At 68.5% G+C, this 17,123-nt stretch carries 17 protein-coding genes and 1 other RNA gene; 11 read left to right on the forward strand and 7 right to left on the reverse strand.

Annotated elements, in window-relative coordinates; all coding sequences use genetic code 11:
* Positions 1 to 100: 100 nt before the first annotated feature.
* A complete protein-coding gene (locus AB0N61_RS05360) occupies positions 101 to 937 on the forward strand; it encodes a helix-turn-helix transcriptional regulator (RefSeq protein WP_363362291.1) in 837 nt (278 codons plus the stop codon).
* Here AB0N61_RS05360 and AB0N61_RS05365 read toward each other — a convergent pair.
* Complete coding sequence (locus AB0N61_RS05365) at positions 909 to 1,844, reverse strand: methyltransferase (RefSeq protein WP_363362293.1); 936 nt, start codon at positions 1,842 to 1,844, stop codon at positions 909 to 911. The two genes, AB0N61_RS05360 and AB0N61_RS05365, sit on opposite strands and share 29 nt — an antisense overlap.
* A gap of 48 nt (positions 1,845 to 1,892) precedes the next feature.
* Positions 1,893 to 2,732: an aldo/keto reductase gene (locus AB0N61_RS05370; RefSeq protein WP_363362295.1), complete on the reverse strand. Its 840-nt coding sequence runs from the start codon at positions 2,730 to 2,732 to the stop codon at positions 1,893 to 1,895.
* A 22-nt stretch (positions 2,733 to 2,754) separates the two neighbouring features.
* Here AB0N61_RS05370 and AB0N61_RS05375 point away from each other — a divergent pair, with 22 nt between their 5' ends.
* The 5 genes from AB0N61_RS05375 to AB0N61_RS05395 all read left to right on the forward strand — a co-directional run bounded on the left by AB0N61_RS05375 (position 2,755) and on the right by AB0N61_RS05395 (position 6,625).
* Complete coding sequence (locus AB0N61_RS05375) at positions 2,755 to 3,177, forward strand: YchJ family metal-binding protein (protein ID WP_363362296.1); 423 nt, start codon at positions 2,755 to 2,757, stop codon at positions 3,175 to 3,177.
* A 34-nt stretch (positions 3,178 to 3,211) separates the two neighbouring features.
* Positions 3,212 to 3,943, forward strand: coding sequence for a C4-type zinc ribbon domain-containing protein (locus AB0N61_RS05380; RefSeq protein ID WP_363362298.1), 732 nt, complete (start codon positions 3,212 to 3,214; stop codon positions 3,941 to 3,943).
* Between the two features lie 52 nt (positions 3,944 to 3,995).
* Positions 3,996 to 5,663, forward strand: a complete 1,668-nt coding sequence (locus tag AB0N61_RS05385; RefSeq protein ID WP_363362300.1) for a bifunctional 3'-5' exonuclease/DNA polymerase — start codon at positions 3,996 to 3,998, stop codon at positions 5,661 to 5,663.
* Positions 5,664 to 5,693: 30 nt separating this feature from the next.
* Positions 5,694 to 6,050: RNase P RNA component class A (gene rnpB / locus AB0N61_RS05390), an RNA gene on the forward strand.
* A 44-nt stretch (positions 6,051 to 6,094) separates the two neighbouring features.
* Positions 6,095 to 6,625 carry a hypothetical protein gene (locus AB0N61_RS05395; protein WP_363362302.1) on the forward strand — a complete coding sequence of 177 codons (531 nt, stop codon included), beginning with the start codon at positions 6,095 to 6,097 and terminating at the stop codon, positions 6,623 to 6,625.
* 37 nt (positions 6,626 to 6,662) lie between these two features.
* Here AB0N61_RS05395 and AB0N61_RS05400 read toward each other — a convergent pair whose 3' ends face one another.
* The 3 genes from AB0N61_RS05400 to ppgK all read right to left on the reverse strand — a co-directional run bounded on the left by AB0N61_RS05400 (position 6,663) and on the right by ppgK (position 9,466).
* Positions 6,663 to 7,064, reverse strand: a complete 402-nt coding sequence (locus tag AB0N61_RS05400) for a hypothetical protein (RefSeq protein WP_363362304.1) — start codon at positions 7,062 to 7,064, stop codon at positions 6,663 to 6,665.
* A gap of 9 nt (positions 7,065 to 7,073) precedes the next feature.
* Positions 7,074 to 8,558 carry an amino acid permease gene (locus tag AB0N61_RS05405; RefSeq protein ID WP_363362306.1) on the reverse strand — a complete coding sequence of 495 codons (1,485 nt, stop codon included), beginning with the start codon at positions 8,556 to 8,558 and terminating at the stop codon, positions 7,074 to 7,076.
* A gap of 161 nt (positions 8,559 to 8,719) precedes the next feature.
* Positions 8,720 to 9,466, reverse strand: a complete 747-nt coding sequence (gene ppgK / locus AB0N61_RS05410; RefSeq protein WP_167943121.1) for a polyphosphate--glucose phosphotransferase — start codon at positions 9,464 to 9,466, stop codon at positions 8,720 to 8,722.
* Between the two features lie 70 nt (positions 9,467 to 9,536).
* On the opposite strand from ppgK, the gene AB0N61_RS05415 reads away from it, so the two are divergent.
* Genes AB0N61_RS05415 through AB0N61_RS05430 form a run of 4 tightly spaced genes read left to right on the forward strand, consistent with a single transcriptional unit; the run spans position 9,537 to position 15,013 of the window.
* Complete coding sequence (locus AB0N61_RS05415; RefSeq protein WP_167943123.1) at positions 9,537 to 9,749, forward strand: SPOR domain-containing protein; 213 nt, start codon at positions 9,537 to 9,539, stop codon at positions 9,747 to 9,749.
* Positions 9,750 to 9,751: 2 nt separating this feature from the next.
* Positions 9,752 to 11,089, forward strand: coding sequence for a type I glutamate--ammonia ligase (gene glnA, locus AB0N61_RS05420; RefSeq protein ID WP_042541155.1), 1,338 nt, complete (start codon positions 9,752 to 9,754; stop codon positions 11,087 to 11,089).
* 9 nt (positions 11,090 to 11,098) lie between these two features.
* Entirely contained in the window at positions 11,099 to 14,074 is a 2,976-nt protein-coding gene (locus tag AB0N61_RS05425) for a bifunctional [glutamine synthetase] adenylyltransferase/[glutamine synthetase]-adenylyl-L-tyrosine phosphorylase (protein ID WP_363362308.1), read from the forward strand.
* Between the two features lie 9 nt (positions 14,075 to 14,083).
* Positions 14,084 to 15,013, forward strand: coding sequence for a diacylglycerol kinase family protein (locus AB0N61_RS05430; protein WP_363362310.1), 930 nt, complete (start codon positions 14,084 to 14,086; stop codon positions 15,011 to 15,013).
* Here the strand turns inward: AB0N61_RS05430 and AB0N61_RS05435 are convergent.
* Positions 15,000 to 16,154, reverse strand: a complete 1,155-nt coding sequence (locus AB0N61_RS05435) for an AI-2E family transporter (RefSeq protein WP_363362312.1) — start codon at positions 16,152 to 16,154, stop codon at positions 15,000 to 15,002. The two genes, AB0N61_RS05430 and AB0N61_RS05435, sit on opposite strands and share 14 nt — an antisense overlap.
* Positions 16,155 to 16,286: 132 nt before the next feature.
* Here AB0N61_RS05435 and AB0N61_RS05440 point away from each other — a divergent pair, with 132 nt between their 5' ends.
* Entirely contained in the window at positions 16,287 to 16,787 is a 501-nt protein-coding gene (locus AB0N61_RS05440) for a GNAT family N-acetyltransferase (protein WP_363362313.1), read from the forward strand.
* A gap of 30 nt (positions 16,788 to 16,817) precedes the next feature.
* Here the strand turns inward: AB0N61_RS05440 and AB0N61_RS05445 are convergent, their stop codons facing one another.
* Positions 16,818 to 17,021, reverse strand: coding sequence for a hypothetical protein (locus AB0N61_RS05445; protein WP_167943143.1), 204 nt, complete (start codon positions 17,019 to 17,021; stop codon positions 16,818 to 16,820).
* Positions 17,022 to 17,123 lie beyond the last annotated feature (102 nt).

Consider the following 17,123-nt stretch of genomic DNA (forward strand, 5'->3'; position numbering starts at 1 on the left):
GCGTTCAGTCTTCGAGCTCTCTCAACGGCTCACCAGAGACGGCGCATCCAGGGATCGGGCGTCCCTGGATGCCCGAGGCCGCACACGAGATACTGCAGGGGTGGACAGAGAAGCACTGGCCGAATTCCTCGTGCGACGTCGGGAGCAGCTGAAGCCCTCCGACGTCGGCCTCGGCTGGGGAGCGCGCCGTCGCACTCCCGGACTCCGTCGCGAGGAGGTCGCGCAGCTCGCGGCCATGTCGACCGACTACTACGCGCGGCTCGAACAGAGGCGAGGGCCGCAGCCGAGCGCGCAGATCCTGGCGTCCCTCGCGCGGGCGCTGCGCCTGACCCCCGACGAGCGCGACTACCTTCACCGTGTCTGCGGACACAGCGCACCCGACCGCACGGTCTTCACCGACTACGTGCACCCCGGAATGCTCCGCGTCCTCGACCGTCTCGACGACACACCCGCCTTCGTCGTCTCCGCGCTCGACGAGGTGCTCGTGCAGAACGACGCTGCACGCGCTCTTCTGGGCGACGCGCGCGGTCTCGAAGGGATCGAACGAAGCGGCATCTACCGGTGGTTCGCGCACCCGGATGATGAGCGCCGACGCTACCCGACCGAGGATCACGCGCGCCACAGCCGGGTGCTCGTCGCCTCCCTGCGTTCGGCCTACGGCGCGCTGGGTGAGAGCTCACGCGCCGGAGAGATCGTGAGAGAGCTCACGGCGCGCAGCGCGGAGTTCGCGGAGCTGTGGGACGTGCACGAGGTCAGGCGGCGCTTCGAAGACCACAAGGTCCTGATCCATCCCGAGATCGGCCCGATCGAGGTCGACTGCCAGGCGCTGTTCACCGAAGACGAATCCCAGGCCCTCATCGTCCTGACCGCCGCGCCGGGCAGCGACGCCGCGAGCAAGCTCGAGCTGCTCAGAGTGCTCGGGACACAGCGGGTCTGACCGGCATCCAGCACGACACTCTGCCGCTGTACTCCAGGAATTCGGCTCCGAACCGCTCCTGCAGATCCGCTTCTTCGAGGGGGCGGACGACCGAATTCCACAGCACGGATCCGAAGAGCGAGTACGCGACGACGAGCCAGGATCCCAGGATGAGACCCACGCTGATCCCCTGAGCGATGCCGGCGACGGCCATCGGATTCCGCACGTACCGGTACGGACCGTTGATCACGAGTCGCCGCGCCATCTGCGAGGGGAGCGGAGTGCCTTCCCCCTCGACCGACATCGACACCGCCGACCAGACACCGAGGGCGGTCGCGGCGGCGAGCAGCACACCGCCGGCGAGGTGCACGACGAACGGAATCTCGATGCGCAGTGCCCATCGGGCTTCGACGAGAGACACGACGATCGGGATGACGAGCAGGAAGGTGCCCCAGAAGAACAGCGTCTGCAGTCCGGTCCGTGCCAGCAGCGCACGGGTGCCGACTCTCCCAGCGGGCCGGAACGCGAGCGGTCCGGTTACCACCCACTCGACGGGCGCCCGCCCGCAGACCAGCACCACAGCGGCTGCGACGCTGACTCCGGCGGCGACCACCATCGTCAGGGCGCCCCACCCCGCGAGACCCGTGACCGTGGCGTAGGCGGCCATGCCGACGGCCACGAGCACGGTCCAGGGAACGGTGACCCAGATCGCCCATCGCGCACCCGCCGCGACGATCGCCGAGCCCAGCACGAACAGCGGGATGTCGAAGGCCGCCACGAGGCCGGTCGGGAGCTCGCCGAGCGTGAGGGTGCGCACATCGTCGCTCAGCGCGACGAGGATCCACCACAGAGCCCCTGCCGCGGCCTGCACGGCGAAGAAGAGCCGAGCCGTCAGCGGGGTGATCGGGATCCCTGCGATGACCGGCATACCGCCAGTCTAGGAGTGCGGTCGACGGGGCTCAGCGACCGACGGGTCTCAGGACTCCTCGTGCGATGCGGGGTCGGCATCGAACAGCCGCCCGTCCGCGCGTCCGAGCGCCGTGATCGCCTCGACTTCCGCGTCCGAGAGCACGATCGCGCCGGCCGCCAGATTCGACACCTGGTGCTCGAGCGACGACGCCTTCGGAATCGCGACGGTCTCGCGCGCCACGTGCCAGGCGAGCACAGTCTGCGCGGGCGAGATGCCGTGCGCCGTGGCGACCTCACCGATGACCCGCTCCTCGATCAGCTCCTTCGCGCGGCCGAGCGGACTCCATGCCTCCGTGAGGATGCCGTGCTCGCGGTGATAGGCCAGCTGCTCGCTCTGCGGGAAGTACGGGTGCACTTCGATCTGATTCACGACGGGGCGGACGCCGGTCTCCCGCTCGATGCGCTCGAGGTGCTCCGGCAGGAAGTTCGAGACGCCGATCTGCCTCACGACGCCGCGCTGCTGGGCGTCGACCAGTGCCTCCCAGGCCTGCACGTACTCGTCCTGCCGCGGGTTCGGCCAGTGGATCAGGTGCAGATCGATCGCGTCGACGCCCAGGCGCGACCGGCTCTCCTCGATGCTCGTCCGCGCCTTCGCACTCGGGTGATGACGTCCGGGCAGCTTGGTCGTGACGATGAGCTCCAATGAGTCCACGTCCGATGCGCGCACACCGCGGCCGACCGATCCCTCGTTCTCGTAGTTGAAGGCCGAGTCGATCAGGCGGTACCCGGCACCGATCGCGGTGGCGACCGCATCCGCGCCGGCGTCGCCGTCGAGCGCATATGTCCCGAGTCCCAGAGCCGGAAGAGTGAAGCCGTTGTGTGCCGTGAAATGAGGAAGAGCCGTCATGGCGCCAGCGTACGCTGGAGCGATGAGCGAGGTGCAGAGGATGGCGTCGGATGACGGTGTCCCCGATAATGCGGAGCGGTGCCCCTGCGGCTCGGGAGACCTCTTCGGCCGATGCTGCGGCCCGCTCCTCGGCGGGGCCGCGGCGCCCACGGCTGAGCGACTGATGCGCTCGCGCTTCACGGCGTTCGCGGTCAGGGACCCCGCGTACCTCCTCGCGACGTGGCATCCGTCTACGCGCCCGACCGAGATCGATCTCGACGACGACGTCGTGTGGCGCAGGCTCGTGATCGTGGATCGCGTCGGGGGCGGACCCTTCGACCGCGACGGCGTGGTCGAGTTCGAGGCGTTCTGGCGGCAGGGCGCCGAGCGCGGTTCTCTGCATGAACGGAGCCGTTTCGTGCGCGAGGGTCGCAGCTGGCTGTACCTCGACGGACAGGTCGGGTGATGGACAGGGCGGGGCAGCGAGTAGATTTGAGAGCGTGAACGCCAGCCCAGAACACCAGCGCATCCTGCTCGACGTCGCCGACCTGGACCGGCGCATCGCGCAGTCTGAGCGCGCACGCACCAAGCCGCCGCAGGCCGCTCGCATCGCCGAGCTCGTCGCGATCCGTCAGGAGCAGCTGCGTGAGCTGACGGCTCTGACCGGAGTGCGTGACGACGTTCGCACCGAGCTGTCGCGGCTCGAAGCCGATGTGAAGCTCGTCGAGCAGCGGCGGGCCCGCGACGCCGATCGGCTGGCCACGGCCACGAACCCGAAGGAGGCGCAGGCGCTCGAACACGAGATCGCCAGCCTGGCCAAGCGCCAGAGTGACCTCGAGGACATCGAGCTCGATGTCATGGGACGCGTGGAGGATGCCGACGCGGCGGTCGCCGCACAGCAGGCGCTGCTCGGGACGACCACCGCGGAGGGCACCGCGCTCACCGCTCAGGCCAAGGCCGACGTCGCCACCGCCACCGATCTCATCGCTCAGCTGACCCGCGACCGCGAGGCTGTGACCGCGGCCGTTCCGGCGCCGCTCCTCGCCGAGTACACGCGTCGCGCCGCGAACAGCGCGGGCGCAGCCCTGCTCACGCGCGGCACGTGCGAGGGATGCCGGATCCTGCTTCCCGGCACAGACCTGAACGACATCCGCAACGCGGCCGACGACCTCGTCGTGTCCTGCCCGGAGTGCGGTTGCATCCTGGTGCGCACCGAGGAATCCGGGCTGTGACCTCCGCGCCGCGAGCGTGACGGGCGGCTCGCGGCCCCCGAGCGAGCGACGGGTGGCCCTGCTCAGGAACGACGCCGGCGGCTACGTCGCTGTGGAACTCGACTCGGACGATGCGGAGGTTGCGCGCCTCGAACTCTCGTCGACCGAGATGCCCGTGTGGGTTTCGGAGCAGGAACTCGACGATCCGCCGCGTTGGGTGATCCGCAGCGCGCGGGAGATCTATCCCGAGCTGCTCGCGTCCGGTGTCCTCCTCGGCAGGTCGCATGATCTGGTGCTCTGCCATGCGATCCTGCGCGACACCGACACTGTCGCGCGTCCGCTCGCACCGTCCGCGTCGTGGGTGCGCCGTGAGCCCGTCGATGACGCACCAGCCTTGTTCGACGTGCTCGAGCACAGCGAATCGCGCGACCCCGTGGCGGAGGCGCTCGATCAGTACCGCGCGCAGCGTCGGGTGCTGCGAGACGGCAAGGACGGGCGACTCACGCTGCTCACCTCGGCCGAGTCCGCCGGGGGACTCATCGCCGAGGAGATGCGCGCAGCCGGCCTGCCGTGGAACGAGGGCGTGCACGACGGCATCCTCACCGAGATCCTCGGCACGCGACCGATCGCCGGCGGCCTTCCCAGCCGCATGGCGGCTCAGGGCGAGCGGGTGCGTTCGATCCTCGGCGATCCCACCCTCAACCTCGAGAGCCAGCCGAAGCTGCTGCGCGCTCTGCACCGCGTCGGAGTGCAGGTCGAGTCGACGAGCCGGTGGGAACTCGCCCAGCACAGCCACGCCGTGGTCGAACCACTGCTGGCCTACAAGAAGCTGTCTCGGCTCCTGAGTGCGAACGGGTGGGCCTGGCTCGCCGAATGGGTGCGCGACGGCAGGTTCCGACCGGTCTACATCACGGGCGGCGTCGTGACGGGGCGGTGGGCGTCTGCGGGTGGCGGCGCTCTCCAGCTGCCGCGCACCCTGCGGGCCGCGGTGCGCGCCGACGACGGATGGACGCTCGTCGTCGCGGATGTCGCTCAGCTCGAGCCGCGGATGCTCGCCGGCATGGCGGGCGATCGCGCGATGGCCCGAGCGGCACAGGGCAAAGACCTCTACGTCGGTGTGGTCGAGTCCGGCGCGGTCGCCACGCGAGAAGAGGCGAAATATGCCGTGCTCGGGGCGATGTACGGAGCGACGACCGGCGACAGTGGCCGACTCGTGCCCCGGCTGCGCAAGGTCTATCCGCGGGCGATGGCCCTCGTCGATCGGGCCGCGCGGATCGGCGAGGACGGGGGAGTCGTCTCCACCTGGCTCGGGCGATCCTCTCCGCGGCCATCGATGGAGTGGGCGGCGGCGCAGGCCGCGGCCACCGACGCGGATGCCGATCCGGCCGACGTCGCCCTCGCCCGCCGGCGGGCCCGGGACTGGGGCCGGTTCACGCGCAACTTCGTCGTGCAGGGCACCGCCGCGGAGTGGTCGTTGATCTGGCTCGCTGAGATCAGACATCGTCTGCAGAGGCTTCCGCGGGCCGAGCGCGACGCCCCCGCATCCGGAGTCTTCGGCTCTCGCGCGCACCTGGCCTTCTTCCTGCACGACGAAGTGATCCTGCATGTTCCCGAGGAGCAGGCGGATGCCGCGGCCGACGCCGTGCGCGAAGCCGCGTCCGTGGCCACGCGCCGTCTCTTCGGCGACTTCCCGATCGACGTGCCCCTCGACCTTCGCATCGCGGAGTCGGCCGAGAAGTAGAGCGGCCTCGGCGTAGACTGGACGTGCGAATGGGTCGACTGGACGGCCGCGTGGCGGGCAACCGCACCGAGGAACGTCCGGGCTCCTCAGGGCAGGACGGTGGGTAACGCCCACCCGGAGCAATCCGCGAGAAAGTGCCACAGAGAGCAGACCGCCCCGCAAGGGGTAAGGGTGAAAGGGTGGTGTAAGAGACCACCGGGGGTCATGGTGACATGGCCTGCCAGGTAAACCTCGTCCGGAGCAAGGTCAGACAGAGGATGATGACGCGGCTCGCCGAGTCCTCGGGTAGACCGCTAGAGTGCCACGGCAACGTGTCGCCGAGAGAGATGGCCGTCGAAGGGGCGAAGAACCCCGGAACAGAACCCGGCGTACAGGTCGGCCCATTCGCTTATCCGCTGGCCCTGCGGCCGGATGCCCGATAGCGTTCGTGCATGTCGAATCGCTCGCCTGCCGTCGCCCTGGCGGTGGTCGTCGCGCTGTCGGTCGCCGGGCTCGCGGGGTGCACTGCAGTCTCTCCGCAGGGGGCGGAGACAGCCGCCGCTGTGCGGCCCGCCACGCAGGATCAGCCGACTCCGAGCGGCACACCCACGCCGGTGCCGACATCTGACGCGAGCGGGTGCGAAGTGCTGTCGATCATCTCGATCCCGGGATACAGCGAGGGAGACGAGGAGCCCACCTTCTACGCGACGTGGAACGGCGTCGCACCGGTGGACAACGGCGAGACCGAGTTCGCGCGCGGCACGGTCACGAGGACGGCGGACGGCAGCATCGCGACATACACCGTGGCTGCGGGCGATGCACCCGCGGCCATCAGGGAGAGGCTGTGCACAGATGTCTACGCGGCGATGACCTACAACCGCCTGGGGGCGCTGCTCTACCCGGGTGATGTGCTGACGCTGGGTCCGGGCGCGATGAGACCGCTTGCCGGCGAACCGTTCGTGATGGAGCCCCAGCGACGCTGAGAGCGCCGACTCGGCCGCGCCCGTCGACGCGCGAGGACTACTGCCCCGCGAGCTGTTCGAGGAATGCCCGAGCCGCGTCCTCCGACACGTCGTAGCCGTACTCGGCGGCCTTGGAGACGAGGATCGCGGCCGCGTCATCGGTGGGCTGAGGGTTCTCGGGGTCGATTCCGAGCACGCGCAACGCATCGTCCTGCTGCTCCGGCGTCGCCTGGTCCCAGAGGTTCTGCATCACCTCGGTCTGCGCGTCCGCAGCGGGGTCGCTGCTCGGCGCGGACTCGGGCGACGGCGCTGCGGCAGGAGGACTCTGCGTCATCGACGGGGTCGGGAGCCACGTCGCAGTCGGGGAAGGGGACGCCGCCGGAGTCGGCGCGGCACACCCCGTCAGGGTGAGCGCCAGCACCGTGCCGACGAGGGTCGCAGAGAGTCTCGAGCCGTTCACACCGCGATTCTACGGGCGCGCGCTGGGAGTGCCCGGTGCGCTGCCGTCTGCCGTCACCGACGCGCGGCGCGCGAGATTGCGCCGCACGAGCGGCCAGAGCAGCACGAGCACGCCGGTGGCGATCAGGCTCGTCCAGACCTGCGTGCGGCCTCCCTCACTGAACATCATCACGACGATCACGGCGGCGATGCAGGCGATCAGGAGCACGTTCAGCCAGGGATGCCGCCACATCTTGAGCTTCAGTTTGGCGACCTCGTCCGGCGTCATCTTCTGCCGCAGTCGCCACTGTGTGAGCGCGATGAAGACGTACACGAACAGGGCGACCAGGCCCGCCGAGTTCATGATGAAGTCGAAGATGCCCGATCCCGGTGTCAGGAAGTTCACGAGCGTCGCGATCAGTCCGCCGCTGGTCGAGGCCAGCAGCGCCATCACGGGGACTCCGCTCTTCGACTTCTGCGCCACGATCCTGGGCGCGAAGCCCTGCTCGGCAAGCGCTGCGAACATGCGAGACGCCGAGTAGAGGCCCGAGTTCAGCACCGAGATGACCGCCGTGAAGATGACGAGCTGCATGATGATGCTCGCGCCCGGGATGCCGAACTGCTCGAGGGCATAGGTGAAGGGCGCGTTGGCGACGTCCGTCGGCACAGGCAGTTCATCCCACGGCACCACGGTGACGATGACGAGCACCGAACCGACGAAGAACAGGAGGATGCGCCAGATGATCGTGCTCGTCGCCTGCCGGATGCCCTTGGCCGGATCCACCGACTCGGCGGAGGCCATCACGGCGATCTCGGTGCCGAAGTACGAGAAGATGACCAGCGCGACGCCCGTGAAGGCCACACCGAAGCCGTTCGGAGCGAACCCGCCGTGCTCCCACAGGTTCGAGATCGAGACCTCGGAGTTGGGCCACAGGCCGAACGCGAACAGCACACCGGCGCCGAGGAAGACGACGATCGCGAGCACCTTGATGCTGGCGAGCCAGAACTCCACCTCGCCGAACGCTCGGACGGAGATGATGTTCGTGCCCACGAAGACGCCGATGAGGATCAGCGACCATGCCCACGACGGCACGGCGGGGAACCAGGTCGCCATGGTCTCGCCGCCCAGGACCGCCTCGTAGGCGAGCACGCCCACCCAGAAGTACCAGTAGAGCCATCCGACGAGGTAAGCGGCCCAGTTGCCGAGGCCCACGCGCGCATACTCCATGAACGAGCCGATCGCGGGGCGCGAGGCCGCCATCTCGCCCAGCATGCGCATCGCGAGGAAGACGAGCAGACCGCCGATGAGGTACGACAGCACGGCCGCGGGACCCACCGCGCGGATGACGTTGCCGGACCCGACGAACAGGCTGGCGCCGATGATGCCGCCGAGCGTGATCATCGTGACATGGCGCGACCGCAGCTTCTTGGCCTCCGGCCGATCCACCGGCACGATCCCGGCTGTCGTCTCCGGCGACACCGGCCGGTCCCAGGACGATTCAGGTTGTTCGTTCATCTCGACGCTGCCTTTCATTGCCGCTCGGCCTCGCCCTACAAGAGCCTGAGCGGCGGGTATCATGACGCGACCCGCCGACTCGGCGTGGCCCCGTCCTCGTCTGGACGTGACGAAGGCCCTGCCGGTTCGGCAGGGCCTTCGTCGTGTGGGTGGTCGATGGATCAGTCGCCGGCGAGCGAGGCGGCGCCGATGATGCCGGAGTTGTTGCGGTGGATCGCAGGGACGATCGGGGTCTTCAGGTCGAGCAGCGGGAGGAAGTCTCCCGCGTTCTTCGACACGCCGCCGCCGACCACGAACAGGTCCGGGCTGAAGAGGAACTCGATGTGCGAGTAGAACTTCTGCAGACGCTCTGCCCACTCCGCCCAGCTGAGTCCTTCGCGCTCGCGCGCCGACGTGGCGGCGAACGTCTCGACCGACTCGTACTCGCCGAAGTTCAGGTGTCCGAGCTCGGTGTTCGGCAGCAGCACTCCGTCGTAGAGGAACGCCGAGCCGATGCCCGTGCCGAGAGTGGTGAGCAGCGTGAAGCCGCGCACGTCGCGCGCCGCACCGTGGCGCGCCTCGGCGACGCCGGCGGCATCCGCGTCGTTCACGAAGACGATGTTGCGCCCGAGGCCGTCGCGGAAGAAGCGCTCGGCGTCGAAGTCGATCCACTTCTTCGAGACATTGGCGGCAGACAGCGTCATGCCGCGCTTGACGATGGCGGGGAATGCCACTCCGAGCGGAAGAGTCGAGTCATGCACGTCGAGGGTCTTCAGAACCGTCTGCACGGCCTGCAGGACATCCTCGGGAGACGCGCCCTCAGGGGTCGGCACCCGCACCCTGTCCGAGGCCATGATGCCGTGCTCGAGGTCGACGATGCCTGCCTTGATTCCCGTGCCGCCGATGTCGACGCCGATCGCTTTTGCCATGCTCGATAGCTTAGCGACCGCGGTCAGCGCCGATAGGATCGATGACACCACGTGAAGAAGGGGAACGGCCATGTCGAACGGCGATGAGAAGTACTGGTACAACCTGGAGACCGGTCAGGTCGAGTTCGGCATGATCTCGGCATCTGCCGACCGCGTCGGCCCCTTCGACACCGAGGCCGAGGCGTCTCGGGCTCCGGAGAAGCTCAAGGAGCGCTCACGCGCCTGGGCTGAGGAGGACGCAGCCGAGAGCGGCTGGGACGCCGGCATCGGCAAGGCCGAGTGACCGTGGACAAGCAGAGGGATTTCGTCCTCCGGACGATCGAAGAGCGCGGCGTCAAGTTCGTCCGCCTGTGGTTCACCGATGTGATCGGAACGCTCAAGTCCGTCGCCATCGCACCGGCCGAGGTCGAGGGCGCGTTCGCCGAGGGGATCGGATTCGACGGCTCGGCCATCGAGGGCCTGACCCGCAGCTACGAATCCGATCTGCTCGCCCAGCCCGACCCCACCACCTTCCAGACCCTGCCGTGGCGTGGTGAGATCGACCCGACCGCCCGCATGTTCTGCGACATCACGACGCCCGACGGGCGCCCCGCCGTCTCCGACCCCCGGCACGTGCTCAAGCGCACACTCGCCAAGGCAGCCGATGCCGGGTTCACGTTCTACACGCATCCCGAGATCGAGTTCTACCTTCTCAAGTCATCGTCGTTCGGTCCCGAGGGGCCGGTTCCCGTGGACTCCGCCGGATACTTCGACAACGTCCCGGGTGGCACGGCACACGATTTCCGGCGCCGATCGGTGCGGATGCTCGAGGACCTCGGCATCTCGGTCGAGTTCAGCCACCACGAGGGCGGACCCGGCCAGAACGAGATCGACCTGCGTTACGCGGATGCGCTGACGATGGCCGACAACGTGATGACCTTCCGCACAGTCATCAAAGAGGTCGCGATCGAGCAGGGCGTCTACGCCACCTTCATGCCGAAGCCGCTGAGCGGCCACCCCGGAAGCGGCATGCACACGCACATGTCGCTCTTCGAGGGCGAGCGCAACGCGTTCTATGAAGAGGGCGCCAAGTATCAGCTGTCCAAGACCGGCCGTCACTTCATCGCCGGGCTGCTGCGGCACGCCAACGAGATGGCGGCGGTGACCAATCAGTTCGTCAACTCCTACAAGCGGCTCTGGGGCGGCGACGAGGCTCCGAGCTTCGTCACGTGGGGCCACAACAACCGCTCCGCGCTGGTGCGCGTTCCGATGTACAAGCCGAACAAGGGCGGCTCGTCGCGGGTCGAGTACCGCGCTCTCGACTCGGCGGCCAATCCGTATCTCGCCTACGCCCTCATGCTCGCGGCAGGCCTCAAGGGCATCGAAGAGGAGTACGAGCTGCCTCCCGAGGCCGAAGACAACGTGTGGTCTCTGAGCGATGCGGAGCGCCGCGCGCTCGGCTACTCCGCGCTGCCGGCGAGCCTCGACCACGCACTGGAGTACATGGAGAGCTCCGAGCTCGTCGCCGAGACCCTCGGCGAATCGGTCTTCAACTACGTGCTGCTCAACAAGCGCAAGGAGTGGGAGGCCTATCGCGGCCAGGTCACTCCGCTGGAGCTGAAGAACAACCTCGAGCTGCTCTGAGCGTCGCCGATGGCCCGCTCGGACGACTCCGTCTCCCTCTCCGCTCTGGCCAGGCTGGGGTTCGCCGAGCTCAGTGAAGCCGCGGCGAACCTCAGCGAGCTCGCGGCCCTGATCGGCGTCGAACGGTCGCTTCTGCTCAGCGAGGCGGATGCGGCCGACCCCGATGCGGCGGTCGAGGGGATGCTGCGCGTCGCGCGGCGCGATGCGGCACCCATCGCCGCTCTGTTCTCCGACCAGCGGGCGCGCCGGCGCGCGTGGCGGGTGTTCGGGGCATCGCAGGGCTTCGCGGACTTCTTCCTGAGACATCCGACGGAGATCTCGGTGTTGGGCGACACGTCCACCGAACTCCCGTCGGCCGACGAGCTGCGTGATCGGATGCTCGACGCAGTCGGTGCGCGCGACGGCTTCGCCGAGTCGGGCGACGACAGTGCGGTGGTCACCCTGCGCGTGGCCTATCGCCGCAACCTCGCCCTGATCGCCGCCCTCGACCTGACCAACCACAGTCCCGTGCGCATCGTCGCCGACGTCGCTGCCGCGCTGGCCGACATCGCGGGCGCCGCGTTGGAGGCATCGCTGGCGATCGCGAGGCGAAGACTGGTCGACACGATCGATCGCGAACAGATCGCGGCCACGCAGCTCGCGATCATCGGCATGGGCAAGGCCGGCGCGCGCGAGCTGAACTACGTCAGCGACGTCGACGTGATCTTCGTCGGCGGGACCGCGGACCACGACGTCGTGCCGGAGTCGCGGGCGATAGACATCGCGACGCGGCTCGCGCGCGAGACGATGCGCGGACTGAGCGGCATCGAGGTCGAACCTCCGCTCTGGGAGGTCGACGCCGCGCTGCGTCCCGAGGGCAAACAAGGGGCGCTCGTCCGTTCGCTCGCTTCCCATCTGGCGTACTACGACCGCTGGGCCAAGAGCTGGGAGTTCCAGGCCCTGCTCAAGGCGCGACCGCTCGCGGGCGACCCCGAGCTGGGCGCCGAGTACATCGCCGCAGTGCAGCCCAAGGTCTTCTCCAGCGCCGCGCGCGAGAACTTCGTCGACAGCGTGCAGCGCATGCGGGAGCGGGTCATGGAGCACATCGACCCCGAGGATGCTCCCTACCAGCTGAAGCTCGGTTCGGGCGGTCTGCGAGACATCGAGTTCACGGTGCAGCTCCTGCAGCTCGTGCACGGCCTGACAGATCCGCGCCTGCGCACGCGCGGCACGCTCGAGAGCATCGACGCCCTGGTCGAGGGCGGCTACATCGGTCGCGCCGAGGCGGCGTCGTTCGCCGACGACTACTGTGTGCTGCGACTGATGGAGCACAGACTCCAGCTCCGGGAGCTCAGCCGCACCCACCTGATGCCCCGCACACCCGCCGGACTTCGGGTGCTCGCGCGCAGCACGGGACTGGGCGAATCCGGCGAGGCGATCTGGGCCCGGTGGGAGAGCGTCCGGCGTCAGGTGCGTGACATCCACACCCGGCTGTTCTACCGTCCGCTCCTGAGCGCCGTGGCCGCGCTTCCCGAGGAGGAGAGGACGCTCTCCACCGCGCAGGCGCATGACCGGCTCATGGCCATCGGCTTCCGCGATCCCGCAGGCGCCCTGCGCCACATCGGCGCTCTCACGGCGGGGCTGAGTCGCAAGGCGACCATCCAGAGACACCTGATGCCGGTGATGGTGCGCTGGTTCGCCGACGGCAGCGACCCCGACTATGCGCTGATCGCGTTCCGACGCATCAGCGAGCGCCTGGGCGACACTCCGTGGTTCCTACGGATGCTGCGGGATTCGTCTGGGGCTGCCGAGAGCCTGACCCGGCTTCTGTCGTCGTCGCGCTATGTCGGCGAGCTCATGGAGTGGATCCCCGAGTCCGTCGCCTGGCTCGACAGCAGCGAGTTGCTTCGTCCCCGCAGCGGCGCCGCGCTCGATGAGGAGGCCAGAGCGATCCAGACGCGTCACAAGAACGTCGGAGACGCACTGCAGGCCGTGCGGGCGCTGCGGCGTCGGGAGCTGCTGCGCACCGCGATGGGGGGCGTCCTCGACGTCCTGTCGATCGAGCAGATCGCGACCTCTCTGACCGAGATCACCGACGCCACGATCCAGGCGGCGCTGCGCGCGGTCCGACGCGAGATCGTCCCGGTCGACGATGAGGCGCTCGACTTCGCGGTGATCGGCATGGGGCGGTTCGGGGGAGCGGAGCTGGGGTTCGGCTCCGACGCCGACATCCTCTATGTCTACGACGCGAACGGCGTCGATCCGCACCGTGCGCAGACGCTCGCCACGCGTATCGTCGCGGGACTCCGCGAGCATCTGACGGATCACCGCGTGCCCTTGGACCTCGACGCCGATCTCCGTCCGGAGGGACGCAACGGACCCGTCGTCCGTTCGATCGACGCGTATGCGGAGTACTACCGACGCTGGTCGCTCTCCTGGGAGGCCCAGGCGCTGCTGCGGGCGCGCGGGGTGGCGGGCAGCACCACCCTCATCACGAAGTTCACCGCCCTCGCCGACAGCATCCGCTATCCCGCCGAGGTCGATCTGCAGGGCACCCGCGAGATCAAGCGCATCAAGGCACGGGTCGAGGGCGAGCGGTTGCCGCAGGGGGTCGACCCTCGTCGCCACCTGAAGCTCGGACCCGGAACGCTGAGCGACGTCGAGTGGTTGGTGCAGCTGCTCCAGCTGCAGCACGCTCACGACGTGCCCGCCCTGCGCACGACATCGACGCTCGCCGCCCTCGAGGCGGCCGTCGAGGCGGGATTCGTCCCGGCCGAGTCCGCCGATCTGCTGCGTGCGGCATGGCTGCTGTCAAGCCGTCTGCGCTCGGCGATCACCCTGTACACCGGCAAGACCAGCGACGTGCTTCCGACCGACCCGCGGGCTCTGGATGCGATCGGCCGGCTTCTGGGGTATCCCGACCGCTCGGCCAGCACGCTCGACGACGATTACCTCGGTGTGACTCGACGCGCGCGCAGGGCGTTCGAGCACCTCTTCTATGGATAGCCTGTCTGCATGACGATCTCGAAGCTCGGTGTGATCTGGAACCCCTCCAAAGTCGACGGGACAGCGCTGCGCGCCGCCGTCGCGGCCACGTTCGACTCCGAGAGCGCGGGAACCCCCGTGGAGTGGTGGGAGACCAGCATCGAGGATCCGGGGCGGGGCATGGCCGCGGAGGCCGTGGCCGCGGGCTGCGACGTCGTCGTCGCGGTCGGCGGCGACGGAACGGTCCGCGCGGTGGCCGAGTCCCTCGCGGGCACCGACTCTGCTCTGGGGATCGTCCCGCAGGGGACCGGCAACCTGCTCGCCCGCAACCTCGAGATCCCGCTGAACGACATCCCGGCTGCGCTGGCTCGGGTTCGCGACGGCGAGCCACAGCGGATCGACATGGGCTGGGTCGATCATGACGGCTCGGAGCACGCGTTCGTGGTGATGGTGGGCTTCGGGATCGATGCGCAGATGCTGGTCGAGACCGACGAGGACCTGAAGAACCGAGCGGGCTGGATCGCGTATGTCGAGGCCATGGGTCGCGCCCTCGCGGGCACGGAGATGACCGACATCACGCTCACCCTCGACGACCAGGAGCCTCAGGGGCTCCGAGGCCACACCATGCTGATCGGCAACTGCGGGATGGTGCAGGGCGGCATCCGTCTTCTGCCGGACGCCGTGCTCGACGACGGCCTGCTCGACATGCTGCTCGTCAGCGCCGAGGGCCCCCTGCAGTGGCTGGACACGGTTCGCGCTTTCGTGTGGGAGAACGGCATCCGCCGGATGATGGGCAACGTGGACACTGCGGTGAGCACCGAGTCCACCACCCACGTGTCGGCGGAACGCGTGCGGGTGCAGCTGGCGTCGCCTCAGACGTTCGAGATCGACGGCGAGGAGGTCGGGCAGGTCTCCGACTTCACCGTGCGCGTTCAGCCGGGGGCTCTCACCGTTCGCTGAGGGTACCGGGCGGCACGACCTTGCTGTCCTGGGTCGGGAAGACGACCTTCTGGACGATGATGATGATGCTCGCGGCGACGGGGATCGCGACGAGCGCCCCGAGGATGCCGCCGAGGGCGCCGCCGGCGACTGCCGCGATCACCACCAGCGCACCGGGGACGGCGACCGCCTTGTTCATGATGCGCGGTGACAGGACGTAGGCCTCGATCTGCATGTAGACCAGGTAGTAGCCGAACGCGATGAGCGCGGTCACCGGGCTCACGATGAGGCAGATGAGCGCGTTGATGATCGACGCGCTCAGGGTTCCCACCAGCGGGATCATCGAGCCGATGAAGGCGATCAGCGCGAGAAGTGCCGGCACGGGTGCGCCGATGATGGTCATCACGATCAGGCTCAGGATGCCGTTGATGACGGCGAGGCTGGCCTGTCCCATCACGTACCGTCCGACGGCGCCGGAGACGTCCTCCAGGAGCCCGCTGAAGGTGTCCCGCTGGTAGTACGGGACGAAGCGCACAGCGACCCGCTTCATGCTGCGCAGCGACGCCATGAAGTACAGGGTCAGGATGAGCACGATAGTCACACCCGTGATCCCTCCGGCGATGCCGGCGCCCACCGCGAAGACGCCGCCGCTGATGTTGAGGATGTTGCTCGGGTCCTGGACGAAGGTCAGCACGCCCTGGGCGGCGTCATCCAGGGTGGAGCCGAACTGCTCGCTCACATCCTTGAACCAGGCGCTCGCCATGAAGTCCTCGACCATCTTCGGGCCGTCCTGGATGAGGTTGGTCACCTGTTCGATGAGCAGCGGCACGATGGCCAGGATGATGCCGGCGAAGATCAGGAGCACGACGGAGACGACGATCGCGACCGCAGCCGGGCGGGGGAGCTTGCGCTCGATGAACGAGACGATCGGGTCGAGCCCGAGTGCCAGGAAGATCGCCACCCCGACATAGACCAGCACTGTCGCGAGCTGGTTGACGATGCCGCCCAGCAGCAGCGCGACCAGCACACCCAGTGCGCCGAGAAGACCGAAGGTGAAGGGGTTGATCCGGGCGATGGCCGCCGCCGCCGTCTTCGGCTGCGAGGGGGGAGTCTCTGAGGTGTGGACCTTCTTCGGCTGCAGCCTGGTGTTCGTGCGGCGCATGGCGGCCCCTCATCTTGCGTGTTTCGGACCCCTCAGTTGACCAGTCGCGACGGGGTAAAGCAAGCGCGACACGGGAGGGTGACGTGGCGGTCCTCGCCGTGCTATGTCGGGGGTCGGTGGCACTGTGTGGGAATGGATGCTCTGACACTTCGACGCTGGCAGGCCGGTGATCTCCCTCTGCTTCGGATCGCCAACACACCCGAGATGACCAGGCACCTGAACGGGGTCGAGACGGAGGAGCAACTGATCGAGCGCAATGAGCGGTATCTGCGGCTCGGGGAGGCGGGTCAGGCGAGGAACTTCGTGATCGAAGACCCCCAGCATCGTGCCCTGGGTTCGATAGGCGCCTGGCACGTCGAATGGCACGGACAGCCCGCATGGGAGACGGGGTGGTTCGTCGTTCCCGACGCGCAGGGTCGTGGAGTGGCATCCGGTGCGCTGGCGTTGCTGATCTCGGAGCTGCGGCAGCATCGCGACGGACGCCGGTATCTGACGGCTTATCCTTCCACGACGAACCCCGGATCGAACGGCGTGTGCCGCCGGGGCGGTTTCGAACTCATCGGCACCACGAGCGCTTCGTTCCGCGGGGCCGAGCTGATCATGAACGAGTGGGCGTTCGACCTCGACTCCTGACGCGAGAACGGGACGCTCATCCAGGAAGCGTCAGTCGCGCCGCAGTCGTCTGCGACGGATCCTCGTGAGCCGGATGATGCTCGCAACGGCGAGGAGGACCATCGCGGCGACCGGGAACCACAGGTTGCGGTTCGCCGCACCGGTGACCATCAGAACAGTGCCGAGGACGGCCAAGACGACCGCGACGGTGAGACTGACCCACCCGAGCATGGCTTGCAGGCTGCGTATTCGCATCGGTCAACCCTCGCAGAGACGGCGCCGGATGTCGAGGATGCCGGCCGGGTCGCGGCCCATCCCGGCCCGGCTCGAACGGGCAGCCTCCCTCTCCGACTGACC

The sequence above is a fragment of the Microbacterium sp. NPDC089320 genome, from assembly GCF_040684875.1.
In the GTDB taxonomy this organism is placed as follows: Bacteria; Actinomycetota; Actinomycetes; order Actinomycetales; family Microbacteriaceae; genus Microbacterium.

Excerpts from the sequence above, each read along its gene's own strand:
- AB0N61_RS05365 (WP_363362293.1), bottom strand. The coding sequence starts at position 1,844 with ATGCCGGTCATCGCAGGGATCCCGATCACCCCGCTGACGGCTCGGCTC.
- AB0N61_RS05370 (WP_363362295.1), bottom strand. The coding sequence starts at position 2,732 with ATGACGGCTCTTCCTCATTTCACGGCACACAACGGCTTCACTCTTCCG.
- AB0N61_RS05375 (WP_363362296.1), top strand. The coding sequence starts at position 2,755 with ATGAGCGAGGTGCAGAGGATGGCGTCGGATGACGGTGTCCCCGATAAT.
- AB0N61_RS05395 (WP_363362302.1), top strand. The coding sequence starts at position 6,095 with ATGTCGAATCGCTCGCCTGCCGTCGCCCTGGCGGTGGTCGTCGCGCTG.
- AB0N61_RS05405 (WP_363362306.1), bottom strand. The coding sequence starts at position 8,558 with ATGAACGAACAACCTGAATCGTCCTGGGACCGGCCGGTGTCGCCGGAG.
- ppgK (WP_167943121.1), bottom strand. The coding sequence starts at position 9,466 with ATGGCAAAAGCGATCGGCGTCGACATCGGCGGCACGGGAATCAAGGCA.
- AB0N61_RS05415 (WP_167943123.1), top strand. The coding sequence starts at position 9,537 with ATGTCGAACGGCGATGAGAAGTACTGGTACAACCTGGAGACCGGTCAG.
- AB0N61_RS05425 (WP_363362308.1), top strand. The coding sequence starts at position 11,099 with ATGGCCCGCTCGGACGACTCCGTCTCCCTCTCCGCTCTGGCCAGGCTG.
- AB0N61_RS05430 (WP_363362310.1), top strand. The coding sequence starts at position 14,084 with ATGACGATCTCGAAGCTCGGTGTGATCTGGAACCCCTCCAAAGTCGAC.
- AB0N61_RS05435 (WP_363362312.1), bottom strand. The coding sequence starts at position 16,154 with ATGCGCCGCACGAACACCAGGCTGCAGCCGAAGAAGGTCCACACCTCA.
- AB0N61_RS05440 (WP_363362313.1), top strand. The coding sequence starts at position 16,287 with ATGGATGCTCTGACACTTCGACGCTGGCAGGCCGGTGATCTCCCTCTG.
- AB0N61_RS05445 (WP_167943143.1), bottom strand. The coding sequence starts at position 17,021 with ATGCGAATACGCAGCCTGCAAGCCATGCTCGGGTGGGTCAGTCTCACC.